Annotated in this window: 11 protein-coding genes; 10 read left to right on the forward strand and 1 reads right to left on the reverse strand. The window is 71.2% G+C overall.

From position 1 onward, the window contains the following. The first annotated feature begins 13 nt into the window (after positions 1 to 13). From D0T12_RS20460 to D0T12_RS20505, 10 genes are read left to right on the forward strand one after another with little or no spacing between them, the layout of a single operon-like run. Positions 14 to 442 (forward strand): Zn-ribbon domain-containing OB-fold protein, encoded by a 429-nt coding sequence (locus D0T12_RS20460; protein ID WP_117401259.1) that lies wholly within the window; start codon positions 14 to 16, stop codon positions 440 to 442. A 16-nt stretch (positions 443 to 458) separates the two neighbouring features. Beyond that, on the forward strand, positions 459 to 1,265 hold the full coding sequence (locus D0T12_RS20465; protein WP_117401260.1) for an enoyl-CoA hydratase/isomerase family protein: 807 nt from the start codon (positions 459 to 461) through the stop codon (positions 1,263 to 1,265). Next, on the forward strand, positions 1,262 to 3,586 hold the full coding sequence (locus D0T12_RS20470) for a CaiB/BaiF CoA-transferase family protein (protein WP_158581555.1): 2,325 nt from the start codon (positions 1,262 to 1,264) through the stop codon (positions 3,584 to 3,586). Before D0T12_RS20465 ends, D0T12_RS20470 begins: the two co-directional genes overlap by 4 nt. Continuing rightward, on the forward strand, positions 3,583 to 4,755 hold the full coding sequence (locus D0T12_RS20475; RefSeq protein ID WP_117401262.1) for a thiolase domain-containing protein: 1,173 nt from the start codon (positions 3,583 to 3,585) through the stop codon (positions 4,753 to 4,755). The genes D0T12_RS20470 and D0T12_RS20475 overlap by 4 nt, the downstream gene beginning before the upstream one ends. Next, a complete protein-coding gene (locus D0T12_RS20480) occupies positions 4,755 to 5,219 on the forward strand; it encodes a Zn-ribbon domain-containing OB-fold protein (protein WP_117401263.1) in 465 nt (154 codons plus the stop codon). The genes D0T12_RS20475 and D0T12_RS20480 overlap by 1 nt, the downstream gene beginning before the upstream one ends. Before the next feature lie 38 nt (positions 5,220 to 5,257). Then, complete coding sequence (locus D0T12_RS20485) at positions 5,258 to 6,652, forward strand: 3-oxoacid CoA-transferase (RefSeq protein ID WP_199487586.1); 1,395 nt, start codon at positions 5,258 to 5,260, stop codon at positions 6,650 to 6,652. A gap of 7 nt (positions 6,653 to 6,659) precedes the next feature. After that, the gene (locus D0T12_RS20490; RefSeq protein ID WP_233526187.1) at positions 6,660 to 8,090 is read left to right on the forward strand and encodes an amidase; all 1,431 of its coding nucleotides are present in this window, start codon (positions 6,660 to 6,662) and stop codon (positions 8,088 to 8,090) included. Next, complete coding sequence (locus D0T12_RS20495) at positions 8,087 to 9,526, forward strand: aldehyde dehydrogenase family protein (protein WP_117401265.1); 1,440 nt, start codon at positions 8,087 to 8,089, stop codon at positions 9,524 to 9,526. Before D0T12_RS20490 ends, D0T12_RS20495 begins: the two co-directional genes overlap by 4 nt. Positions 9,527 to 9,535: 9 nt before the next feature. After that, positions 9,536 to 10,582, forward strand: a complete 1,047-nt coding sequence (locus D0T12_RS20500) for an Ldh family oxidoreductase (protein WP_117401266.1) — start codon at positions 9,536 to 9,538, stop codon at positions 10,580 to 10,582. Beyond that, complete coding sequence (locus D0T12_RS20505) at positions 10,579 to 11,364, forward strand: N-acyl homoserine lactonase family protein (RefSeq protein ID WP_117401267.1); 786 nt, start codon at positions 10,579 to 10,581, stop codon at positions 11,362 to 11,364. The genes D0T12_RS20500 and D0T12_RS20505 overlap by 4 nt, the downstream gene beginning before the upstream one ends. 118 nt (positions 11,365 to 11,482) lie before the next feature. On the opposite strand, the gene D0T12_RS20510 is transcribed toward D0T12_RS20505, so the two are convergent. Continuing rightward, positions 11,483 to 12,853, reverse strand: a complete 1,371-nt coding sequence (locus D0T12_RS20510) for a carbohydrate-binding protein (protein WP_117401268.1) — start codon at positions 12,851 to 12,853, stop codon at positions 11,483 to 11,485. Between the last annotated feature and the right edge of the window lie 306 nt (positions 12,854 to 13,159).

Consider the following 13,159-nt stretch of genomic DNA (forward strand, 5'->3'; position numbering starts at 1 on the left):
GGAGGGGCAGCCGATGGACGTCGCGGCGTACGAGAAACTCTTGCCGGACATCACCCCGCGCAACAAGCCGTTCTGGGACGGTTGCGCCGCGGGCGAGCTTCGGTTGCAGCGGTGCACCGACTGCGGGCGGCACCGCTTTCCCGACGCGCCGGTGTGTCCGCAGTGCCTTTCCAGTTCGGCCTCCTGGGAGGCGGTGAGCGGAACCGGGACCATCTGGTCGTGGTGCACGATGCACCAGAGGTATTTCGCCGCCTTCGCCGACGAGGTTCCCTATCGGCTCGTCTACGTGCGGCTCACCGAGGGCCCGCTCGTCATCAGCGTCCTGGCCGACGAACCGGACGAGCTGCGGCTCGACCTGCCGGTTCGCGTGGTCTTCCGTCCGAGCCCCGGCGGACGTGTCATTCCGCAGTTCAGCACCGGCGACCTGGTCACCGCAGCCTAAGGTTGGGAATTTTTTCATGGACTCGATCGCTGATCACTCTCTCGTCCGCTACGAGGACCTGTCCGACGGCGTCGCCCGCATCACGTTGAACCGGCCCGAGAAGCGCAACGCGATGAGCCGCGCCGCGCGTGCCGCCCTGCTCGAGGTGCTGGACCGCTGCGACGGCGAGGTCAAGGTGATCATCCTGACCGGCGCCGGACCCGCGTTCTGCGCGGGCGTCGACATCAAGGAGGCCGGAGAGGAGCCCATCGACACCGACCGCCGCGGCGCGGGCAGGCACACGAGCTGGCTGACCGTCCAGAACCGGATCCGGGCGCATTCGGCGATCGTCATCGCGGCGGTCAACGGGTTCGCGCTCGGCGGCGGACTGACGCTGATCAACTCCAGTGACCTCGCCATCGCGGCGGAGGACGCGCCCATCGGCATGCCCGAGGTCGGCTTCGGCCTGTACCCGGGGCTCGCGGGCCCGTCCACGCAGCTGCGGCTCGGGGCGAAGCGGGCCGCGTGGATGGTGCTGACCGCCGACCGGATCACCGGCGCGACCGCGGCGGAATGGGGCCTGGTGAACCAGGCCGTCCCCGCCGACGAACTCCAGTCGGCCGCGCTGGAACTGGCGCGGCGCATCGCCCGGCACAACCAGGTGACGCTGGCGTGGTCGAAGCGCGCGCTCCACGAGATCCCCATGTACATCTCGGACTGGACGAAGGCCATCGAGTACGGCGAGGACGTCCGGTACCAGATCTCGGCGCGCACGGACGTCCTCGACGACCCGGAGGCGACCCACCGCAAGGCGGTCGGCCGCGCGGGCGACGGCGTGCGATGAGCGGACGAGAACACGCGGGCGGGCTCCTTCGGGTGGTGGAGCTGGCCGAAGGCGTGGCGGGCCAGGTCTGCGGACGGCTGTTCGCGGGCTTCGGCCACACCGTGACCAAGTGCGAGCCGCCCGGCGGCGATCCGCTGCGGACGCGGGAGCCGGTCGACGCCGACGGCCTCGGCTACACGTTCACCGCGTTGAACGCCGACAAGCAGAGCGTGTGCGTCGACCCGGAGAGCCCGGACGGCCGGGCCCGGCTGGCGGAGCTGCTGTCGTCCGCCGACATCCTGATCACCGACTTCGGTCCGGGCCGCGCGGCGCGGACCGGCCTGACACCGCACCGCCTGCGCTCGGCGCACCCGAAACTGGTCGTCGTCGCGCTCACGCCGTACGGCGTCACCGACGAGCGCTCCGACGTCCACGGCGACAGCCTGCTCGCCGAATGCTACGGCGGGCTCGCCGCGATGGTAGGCGAGCCGGGCCGGGCGCCGCTCAGCCTCGGCGGCGAGCAGACGGCGCACGCCGCCGCGTTCGTCGGCTTCTACGGTTCCATGCTCGCGCTGCGCCGCGCGGACGGAGACGTCGTGGACGTCGCGCTCTGCGACGTCGCCGCGTACATCGACTGGAAGAGCGACGTCGTCTACGCGGAGACCGGTCAGGTCCCCACGCGGACGGGCACGAGCATCGGTCGCTGGCGGACCGTCCGTGCCGCGGACGGATGGATCGGGTTCATCTACACGCCCGAGCAGTGGGACCGCGTCGTCGAGCTCATCGGCGACCCGGCGCTCGAAGACCCCCGGCTGCGCGGCGACAAGGCGCGGCTGGACCTCGTCGACCTGTGGTGGCCCGCCGTCGAGAGATGGGCCGTGGCGCGCACCAAACGGGAGATCTACCGCGACGCGCAACGTCTCGGCCTGCCGTTCGGGTACGGCGCCGACCTGGCCGATCTCGTCACCGACCCGCAGTACCGGGCGCGGTCCTTCGTCTCGGACGGCGCCGCGCGACTGGCTCCCGTCGTCGGCCTGCCGTGGAGGTTCGGTTCCCCCCGGGACCTCCACGGCACCGACGGGACGACCGGGCCGCGCCCCCGCCCCCGCGAGGTCGACGGTGCGGGCACCGGCGGCGATCCGGCCCCGCTGGCCGGTGTGGTCGTCCTGGACCTCGGCACCATCACGGCGGGCGCCGCCACCGGACGGCTCCTCGCCGACTACGGCGCCACCGTCATCAAGATCGAGTCGATGGGGCGTCCGGACGCGTTCCGGGTGTGGCCCGTGCCCACCGAGGGGGACGCCGACGTCACCGAGGAGTCGCCGCTCTTCGAGTCGAACAACGCGGGCAAACTCGGCATCACGCTCGATCTGAAGACCGACTCCGGGCGGGCGGAGATGCGGCGGCTCGTCGAACGGTCCGACGTCCTGATCGAGAACTTCACCGTCGGCGTCACGCGGCGGCTCGGCATCGACTGCCCGACGCTGATGGAGGTCAACCCGCGCCTGATCTACCTGTCGCTGTCCAGCCAGGGGCAGTCGGGCCCGGAGTCGGGGACCCGCTCCTACGGGTCCAGCCTCGACCTGCTGTCGGGCCTGGCGTCGGTGACGGGGTATCCGGGCGAGCAGCCGATGTGGTCGTCGGCCGACATCAACTACCCCGACCAGATCGTCTCCCTGTTCGGCGCCGGGCTGATCGCGTACTGCCTCGCCCAGGACCTGCGCGGAACGTATCTCGACGTGTCACAGCGGGAGCTGGTCAGCTGGACGCTCGCCGACCGCATCCTTGAACACCTTGACACCGGGACCGTTCCAGAACCGACCGGGAACCGGCGTCCCGGCAGCACCCCCCACGACGTCTACCGCTGCGCCGGCGACGACCAGTGGATCGCGATCGCCTGCCGCACCGACACCGAGCGGGCCGCGCTGGCGACGCTCGTCGGCGCCGAGGGCATGGCGAGCAAACCGTCCCCCTGGTGGGAACGGAACCACGAAGAGGTCGACGCCGTGATCAACGCGTGGTCCGGGAGCCGCTCGAAACAGGAGTGCCTGCGCGAGCTGACTCTGGCGCGGGTCCCGTCCGCCCCGGTGCTGTCGGCGCGGGAACGCGCCGAGGACCCGCATTTCCGTCGCCGCCGGGTGTTCCTCGACGACCCCCGCCGCCAGAAGGGGTTTCCGCTGCGGCTGCTCGGCTATGAGCCACCGCCGCCGCGCCCCGCCCCCCGACTCGGCCAGCACGACGCCGAAGTACGCGATGGTCACCGGCCGGGCGCCGAGGCCCGGCCCGCCGCGGGGCGGGTCCCCGTCGAAGTACCGCCCCAGCGTTCAGGAGGATCGACATGAATGCCAATGATGCCGCCGTCATCATCGGAGCGTACGAGCATCCGGGGCGTGAGCTGCCCGACAAGTCGCTCGCGCAGATCCACGCCGAGGTCGCGATCGGCGCGCTCGCGGACGCGGGACTGACGCTCGACGACGTCGACGGCTTCTTCCTCGGGCACGACGCGCCGGGCTACGGCGGCGGCTGGGTCTCCATGGCCGAGTACCTGGGGCTCCGCAGCCTCACCTACATGGACTCGACGGAGAGCGGTGGGGCCTCGCCGATCTACCACGTGTCGCACGCGGCGGCGGCCATCGCGGCCGGCAAGTGCAACGTCGCGTTGATCACGCTCGCGGGCAAGCCGCGCACCGGCATCCAGCCCGGCGGCGGTGGGCCGTTGCGGCCCGAGGACAGCTTCGAGATGGGCATGTTCACCGGCGCCGGGCTGGTCAGCACGTACGCGCTCGCGGCCCAGCGCCACATGTACGAGTACGGCACGACCAGCGAGCAGCTCGCCGAGATCAAGGTGGCGGCGACGATCCACGCGTCCCACAACCCGAACGCCTTCCTCCAGAAGGTGATGACGGTCGAGGACGTCGTCAACTCGCCGCTGGTCGCGGACCCGCTGCACCGGGCCGACTGCTGCCTGGTGACGGACGGCGGCGGCGCCGTGGTCGTGGTCAGCCGCGAGGTCGCCCGGAGCCTGAACCGGCAGCCGGTGAAGATCCTGGGCCAGGGCGAGGCGGCGAAGCTCACCGACGGCGGCCGGGTCGACCTCACGTACACCAGCGCCGTCCAGTCGGGGCCGCGGGCGTTCGAGCAAGCGGGCGTGACCGTCAACGACATCGACTACGTGTCGATCTACGACAGCTTCACCATCACCGTCCTGGAGATCCTTGAGGACCTCGGGTTCTGCGAGAAGGGCGAGGGCGGCCGCTTCGTCATGGACGGGACGCTCGTCGCCCCGCACGGCCGCCTCCCGTTCAACACCGACGGCGGCGGGCTCAGCAACAACCACCCCGGCCACCGCGGCGGCATCACGAAGATCATCGAGGCGGTGCGGCAGCTGCGGGGCGAGGCGAACCAGGGCGTGCAGGTGCCCGACTGCGAGATCGCCCTGGTGCACGGTAACGGCGGCGACCTGGGCACCCGGATGCGCAGCGCCACGATGATCTTGGGAAGGGACGCCTGATGGGCGAGGTAAGGAGCCCGGTGCTGCCGGCGCCGAAGCCGGTGGTGAACCCGGACACCGCGGAGTTCTGGAAGGCGACGGCCGAGGGACGGTTCCTCGGCAGGCGCTGTGACGACTGCGGGGAGGCGATCTGGTACCCGCGGCCGATCTGCCCGTTCTGCCACAGCGCGAACACGCGGTGGGAGGAGTTCACCGGCCTGGGCAGCGTCTACTCCTACAGCGTCGTCCACCGTGCCGGGGGCGAGTGGAAGGGCGTCACACCGTACGTCCTCGCCTACGTTGAGTTGGACGAGGGCCCCCGGATGATGACCAACATCGTCGACTGCGACGTCGACGAGGTCGCCATCGGAGACAAGGTCGAAGTGGTGTTCGAGGACACCGGTGACGGCAACGCGCTGCCGCGCTTCCGTCCGGTGCAGAGCCAGTCGGCGCAGAGCCAAACGGCGCAGAGCCAAACGGCGTAGAGCCAAGCGGTGCAGAGCTAAAAGGAAGTTGGACAGGCATGACCATCAACAAGGTGTACGAGTCTCCGCTGGCAGCCGTCGCCGACGTCCCCGACGGCGCGAGCGTGTCGATCGCCGGGTTCGGAAAGACCCACAGTTTCCCGACGAGCCTCACCGTCGCGCTGCGTGAGCACGGCGCCCGGCAGTTGTGTCTCGTGGCCAACTCGCTCGGTGAGGGCCCCTACCGTTCGATCAGCCTGGTTGAGAACCGGCAGGTCAACAGGCTGATCGTGTCGTTCTCGGCGCGTGCGGGGGAGGCGACCTCCGCGGCCGAGAAGCAGATCGCGGCGGGGGAGATCGAGGTCGAGCTGGTGCCGCAGGGCACGCTGGTCGAGCGGCTGCGCGCGGGCGGCGCCGGGATCGGCGCGTTCTACACCCGCACCGCCGTCGGCACGGCGGTGGCGGACGGCAAGGAGACCCGCGTGATCGACGGGGTCGAGCACGTTCTGGAACACGCACTGAAGGTCGACTACGCGCTGATCCGCGCCGCCCGCGCGGACCGTTTCGGCAACCTGGAGTTCGACGGCGTCGGCCGCAACTTCATGCCCGCGTTCGCCAAGGGCGCCGAGATCACGATCGCCGAGGTCGACGAGATCGTCGACGGTGAGCTGGACCCGGAGCGGATCGGCCTGCCCGGCATCTTCGTCAGCCGGGTCGTCACCAAGACGGTCGAGGTCGAGCACGACTTCCCGGTCGTCCGGGAGGGGCGCGGCGCCGACAGCGCCCGCACCTACAACGGGAAGCAGGCGCTGACCCGCAGGCAGATGGCGGAGGTGGCGGCGGGGCTCGTGCCGAGCGGCAGCTACATGAACCTGGGCCTCGGCATTCCCACGCTGATCTCCGACTACATCTCCGGGCGTGACATCGTCCTGCACTCGGAGAACGGCGTCCTCGGCTACGGCACCATCGCCTCCAAGGACGACTACGACCCCGAGATCTACAACGCGGGCGGCCAGTACGTGCACCTGGAGAAGGGCGGTTCGTTCTTCGAGAGCGTGACGTCCTTCGAGATGGTCCGCGGCGGGAAGGTCGACTACGTCGCGCTCGGCGCGTTCGAGGTGGACGCCGCCGCCAACCTCGCGAACTGGACCACGCCGAAGATGGTGGGCGGCGGCATCGGCGGGGCCATGGACCTCGTCGCGGGCGACGTCAACGTCATGGTGCTGATGACGCACCTCGACTCCAAGGGACGGCCGAAGCTCGTCAAGTCCTGCGAGTACCCGCTGACGGGACGCAACTGCGTGAACATCGTCGTCACCGACCTGTGCGTGCTGCGCCGCGTCGACGACGTGTTCAGGTTGGAGCACGTCGCACCGGGCTTCACGGCGCAGGAGGTCGCCGAACTCACCGATTTCGAGTTCGACTTCGGTGACTTCGCCACGGCAGGCGCGTAGGTCCGCCGTGTCGGATCTCGTGGGGATGAGCGCCGCGGAGCTGGCACAGGCGTACGAGCGGCGCGACGTCTCGCCGGTGGAGGCGACGCGGGAGGCGCTCGCCGCCATCGAGGAGCGGGACGCGGAGCTGAACGCGTTCGTCCTGGTCGACGCCGACTCGGCGCTGCGCGCGGCGGCCGAGTCGGAGGCCCGCTGGTCGGCCGGGACGCAGCTCGGCTGGGCGGACGGCGTCCCCACCACCGTCAAGGACCTCGAACGGACCCGGGGGTGGCCGACGCTGCGCGGGAGCTGGCTGGCCGACGAGTCGGGTCCGTGGACGGAGGACTCGCCGAGCGTGGCGCGGCTGCGGGAGGCGGGCGCCGTCCTCGTCGGCAAGACCACGACCCCGGAGTTCGGGTGGAAGGGCACCACGGACTCGCCCCGGTTCGGCGTCACGCGGAACCCGTGGGATCCGGCGCTGACCCCCGGCGGGTCCAGCGGCGGCTCGTCCGCCGCGGTGGCGGCGGGGATGGGCACGTGGTCGGTCGGCACGGACGGCGGCGGCTCGGTCCGGCTCCCCGCGGCGTTCACCGGCACGGTCGGGTTCAAACCGACCGGCGATCTCGTCTCGACGTATCCGCCGGGCAGCAACGGGCCGCTGTCCCATCGCGGGCCGATCACGCTGTCGGTGCTGGACGCCGCCGTCCTGCTCGACGTGATCGGACGGCCCGATCCTCGTGACTGGGCGGCGGCGCCCGCCCGCGACCGCTCGTTCGTCGTCGGGATCGACGCGGGCGTCTCCGGTCTCCGGGTCGGGTACTCCCCGGACCTCGGATACGGCCGCAACGATCCCGAGGTCGCGTCCCTGGTGGCCGCCGCCGTCGGCGTGCTCGCCGAGCTGGGCGCGCGGGTGACGGAGGTCGAGCCGATCTTCGACGATCCCGTCGAGGCGTTCCAGACGCTGTGGTGGTCGGGAGCCGCGCGTTCGCTCGGGTCGTACGGCCCCGAGCGGCTCGAACGCGTGGACCCGGGGCTGGTGGAGTGCGCGGAGCGGGGGCGCGCGGTCTCCGCCGTGGAGTACCTGGACGCGATGGCGGTGTGCGCCGACCTCGGGCTGCGGATGGGGCGGTTCCACGAGTCCTACGACGTCCTGGTCACGCCGACCGTGCCGACCGTCGCGTTCGAGGCGGGACGCAGCGGACCCGGCACGGAGCCGCCGCACCTCTGGGCGTCGTGGACGCCGTACACGTATCCGTTCAACATGACCCGGCAGCCGGCGCTGAGCGTGCCGTGCGGCGTCACGCGTTCCGGACTTCCGGTCGGGCTCCAGCTGGTCGGCGCCCGCCACCGGGACGGCCTCGTGCTCAGGGCCGGACGCGCCTACGAGAGGCACACCGGCTGGTCACCGGTCACCGAGGCCTCGCGAACGCGGGACACGAAGAGAGGACAGTCGAGATGACCGAGCTACCCACGGTCGCGAACCTGGTCAACGGGGAGTGGCTGCGCAGCGACCACGAACGCACCGTCCACCACAAGTTCACCGGCGCGCCGCTCGCGACGGCCTACGACGCGACGCCCGGCATGGTCGCCGACGCCGTGTCCGCGGCGCGGGAGGCGAGCCGCACCCCGCTGAACCCCCTCGAACGCTTCGAGATCCTGCGGGCGGTGGCCGACGAGATCGCCAAGAACCGTGAGCGGCTCGCGCTCGACGTGGCCCGCGAGTCGGGGTTCAGCGTGAAGGACTGCCTCGGCGACACCGACCGGGCCGTCCAGACGATGCTGATCTCCGCCGAGGAGGCCAAGCGGATCGACGGCGCGGTCGTGCCGATCCAGGCGGCGCCGGGGTTCGCGCACCGGCTGGCGTTCACGATCCGGCAGCCGGTCGGCGTGGTCGGCGCGATCACCCCGTTCAACTCGCCGCTGAACACCGTCGCGCACAAGGTCGGTCCGGCGCTGGCGGCGGGCAACGCCGTGGTGGTCAAGCCGTCGCCTTTCACGCCGATCGCGGCGGCGGAGCTGTGCCGGATGCTGCTGGACGCGGGCCTGCCGCCCGGCCTGCTCGGGCTGGTGCTCGGACCGGGCGACCCGGTCGGGCACGCCCTCGTCGACGACGAGCGGGTCGACTTCATCACGTTCACCGGCAGCACCGCCGCCGGTAAGGCCATCTCCGCGCGGCTCGGGATGCGGCGCGCGACGATGGAGTGCGGCAACGTGTCCGCGACCATCGTGTGCCGGGACGCCGACATCGCGTCCGCGGCGCAGCAGTGCAGCCGGGGCGCGTTCCGCAAGTCGGGGCAGGTGTGCACGTCGGTGCAGCGCCTCTACGTCCACGCGGACGTGCTGGACGAGTTCCTCGGCCAGCTCACCGACGCGGCCGGCAAGCTCGTGCTCGGAGACCCGGAGGACCCGGCGACCGACATCGGCCCGATGATCACCGAGGCGGCGGCGAAGCGGGCCGAGGAGTGGGTGAACGCCGCGGTCGACCAGGGCGCCAGGGTCGTCACGGGCGGAACCCGGTCGGGGCCGGTGATGCACCCGACGATCCTGGTGGACGTGCCGGGCGAGGCGCGGCTGCTCTGCGAGGAGGCGTTCGCCCCCGTCGTGTCGGTGGTCCCGTTCGAGGACCTCGACGCCGTGATCGACGCGGTCAACGACACCCCGTACGGCCTCCAGGCGGGCATCTTCACCCGCGACCTCGACACCGCGCTCACCGCGGCACGGAACCTTCGGATGGGCGGGGTCGTCATCAATTCGACGTCCAGTACACGCGCGGACCTGATGCCCTACGGCGGGGTGAAGGACAGCGGGTACGGGACCGAGGGCCCTCGTTACGCCATCCGCGAGATGACGGAGGAACGGCTCATCCTGATGGAGCCCGCGGGCGGGCCGAGGTGAGGACGGACGATGCCGGTACGGATCTCCGCTGACGAGCTGCGGGACGCCGCGACGCGGATCTTCGTCGCGTGCGGGGTCCCGTCCGCCGACGCCCTGCTGGTGGCCGACAGCCTCGTCCAGGCCGACCTGTGGGGCCACCAGTCCCACGGGGTGCTGCGCGTGGGCTGGTACGTCGACCGCATCCGGTCGGGCGTCATGACCGGCCAGACCAAGGCCGAGATCGTCTCCGGCACCGGCGCCGTGGCGACCCTGGACGGCCGGGACGGCATCGGCCAGGTCGTCACGGCGCGGGCGGCGCGGGAGGCCGTCGACCGGGCCGGGCGGCACGGCGTCGGGGTCGTCGCGGTCCGTAACTCCAACCATTTCGGCACCGCCGCGTACTTCACCAGGATGGCGCCGCCGCGCGGCTGCATCGGCATCCTCACGACGAACTCCAGCCCCGCGATGGCGCCGTGGGGCGGGCGCGGGAAGCTCGTCGGCAGCAACCCCTGGTCGATCGCGGCGCCGCTCGGCGGCGACCGGCAGTTCGTGCTGGACATCGCCAACACGGCCGTCGCCAGGGGCAAGATCTATCTCGCACGGAACCGGGGCGAGGAGATCCCGGACGGGTGGGCCGTCGACGCGGACGGCGCGCCCACCCGCGACCCCGAGACGGCCCTGCTCGGCGCCGTGCTGCCCATGGCGGGCCACAAGGGCTACGGCATCTCGGTGATGATGGACGTCCTCTCCGGGGTGCTGAGCGCGAGCGGCTTCGGGTCGGCCGTCAACGGGCCCTACCAGTCCGAGAAACCGGGCCGTTCCGGACATCTCTATATGGCCCTGGACATCGCCTCCTTCAGCCCCGTGCGGGAGTTCGAGGAGCGCATGTCGACCCTGGTGACGGAGCTGAAAGCCGGGTCGCGGGAAGGGGAGGACGAGGTGCGCTACCCCGGTGAGATCGAGGACCTCGCCGAGGCGCGGAACGCGCGGGACGGGCTGCTGCTCCCCGAACGGACCGTCGCCGACCTACGCCGGGTCGCCCACGACCTGGGCGTCGACGTTCTGGAGGGGCGATGAGCGTCACCGTCAACGCGATCCGCGTCGGACGGTCGGAGAACGTCCCGCTGGCCGCCGCCGTCTACGGTTCGGCCAGCGACGAGACGATCGACATCCACATGTTCATGTTCGTGATCGAGGCCGCGGGCACGCGCGTCGTCGTCGACACGGGGACGCTCGCGCCCGAGTACGTCCGGGAGCACCACCCCTACGCGTTCGTCCGCGCCCCGGAGGAGCTGCCCGAGACCGCGCTCCGCGAATGCGGAGTCGACCCCGACGACGTCGACTACGTCGTCAACACCCACCTGCACTGGGACCACTGCTCGAACAACGCCCTTTTCCGGAACGCCCGCATCCTGGTGGGACGCCGCGAACTCGAATACGCGATCCATCCCTTGCCGCTGCACGAGCGCGCCTACGAGAAACTGCCGGGGCTCCAGGCGCCCTGGATGTCGGCGTGGGACCGCACCGAGGCCGTCTCCCACGAACAGGAGATCTGTCCGGGTGTGACCGTCGTTCCGCTGCCGGGGCACACGCCGGGTTCCCAGGGCGTCCTCGTCGAGACCGACGCCGGACGCTTCCTGCTCGCCGGTGACGCCATCGGCGTCTACGAGAACTGGGACCCGCACGACTGGCGCAAGTGCGTCGCGCCGACCATCCACACCAATCTCTTCGAGTGCTACGACACCTTCCAGTTCGTCGCCGACCTGGACTGCGAGGTGATCCCGAGCCACGACCACCGCATCCTCGACAGCCCCCTGTTCCAGGGAAGGCGCCGGGACGACGTGGTCGCGGCGGGGTGAGGTCCGGCCACGACGTGGTTGGGCCCCCTCCCGGCGGCAGCAGGGAGGGGGCCCGGGGAGCAGCGCCCCGTCAGCGGTACGGGGCGCCGTTATCACGGATGCCGGGTCGTGCCCGTCATCACACTCGCTCCCACAGTGCCGGTACATTCTCCGGGGTCCAACCCGAGATGGCCTGGTGGGCCTGGATGCACCGGTACTGGACGTCGTTGTAGGTCACGACGTCCCCGACCTTGTAGACGGTTCCCTCGGCCCAGGAACCGCTCGGGTCACCAGGGTCGCCCGGGTCAGGATCGCCCGGGTCGGTGGCGCCCGTGTACAGCGTGAGGCCGTACACCTGGAGCAGCTCGTTGATCGGCTGGAAGAACGTCGTGCCGCCACGGCTGCAGTCGCCGGAGCCGCCCGACGTCACGCCCTGCGCCTGGGTGCCGCTGATGTACGAGCCGCCCGAGTCGCCGGGCTCGGCGCACACCGTCGTCTGGGTCACCCCGGTGATGGTGCCCTCGGGGTAGGTGACGCTGGTGTTGAGCCGCGTGATGGAACCGCAGTGCCAACCGGTGGTGGAGCCGGACCGGCAGACCTGCTGGCCCGCCTGCATCACGGTCGAGCCCTCCACGGCCCGGTCCGCGACCTTCCCGTAGCCGTTGACCCGCGCGGTGGGCGTCCACTGGCTGTTGGCCGCCACCCACGCGTAGTCGTTGCCGGGGAAGCTCGAACCCTGGAAGCTGCCCAGCTGGGCCCGGTTGTGGCCGCTGACGCTCGTCCCGGCCTTGCCGCAGTGCCCCGCGGTGGCGAAGCCCGCCTGTGTGCCGCCCCGGGTGACGGGGAAGCCGACCGAACAGCGTCCACCGCTGCCCATGTAGTAGGCGTCGCCGCCGCGCAGGTCGTACAACGGGCGCGGCTGGATGTTCGAGCGCTCGATGGTCAGCATGCCGAGGGCGACCCCGGCCGCCTTGGCGAAGGCGCGTGCCTTCTCGGGAGCGGAGGTCTGCAGCACGACCCTGTTGCTGCGGACGTCCACGGCCCAGACGGGCGTGTGCGAGGTGTCACTCCCCGCACTGGCACGGTCCAGCTTGGCCTTGGCGGCGTCGAGCTGCGCCAGGCTGTACTTGACGACCGTCGCCTTGGCGCCGTGCGCGGCGATCACCGCGGCCTTGCCGCGATCGGTGGTGGAGACGTGCAGCGTTCCACCGGTCTTGCCGGTGACATAGCTGCCCGCGTAGCTTCCCGCGAGCCTCAGCTGGAGCTTGCCGGCGGTGGCGCCCGTGTCGACCTGGTTGGCCAGCGCCTGCTTCGCCTCGGCCGCGGTGAGGCCGAGGTCGCGTTGCATGGCCTGGAGCATGGCCGCGGGGACGTTCGCCGCCGTCGCCGCGGAGTACGGCGAGGGCTGCTGGGGAGCGGACGGTTGGGCCGTGGCGACGCCCTGCGTGCCGGCGAGGCCCAGTACGCCGGCGGCGAGTACGGCGACCCGAAGGCCGCGTCTGTGAGACATGGTCTCTCCTCGTGTGGGGGGTGCGGCAAAGGTAAATGGCCGTGCCCAGGCGAGAAAGCCTCTCTCGGCCCGCGTTCTGGCGAGTTGTCGCCGGTGTCGATCTTCGCCACCGCGCCCACTTGCCCCGCCCGGCCGATCGGGCGGAAAATCCAATTGCTCATTTGGAGTTCGGTCGAGAGCGCCCGAGAAGTGGAAGACATGCGGCCGGCGCCGTGGCCGAGGCAAGATTTTCCGGGTTTCGGACGTGAACACGAGCCGTCATGGCCGCGCCGCACGAGAAATGTGGGCATTCGATGGGCGGTAGAG

The sequence above is a fragment of the Actinomadura spongiicola genome (assembly GCF_003432485.1).
In the GTDB taxonomy this organism is placed as follows: domain Bacteria; phylum Actinomycetota; class Actinomycetes; order Streptosporangiales; family Streptosporangiaceae; genus Spirillospora; species Spirillospora spongiicola.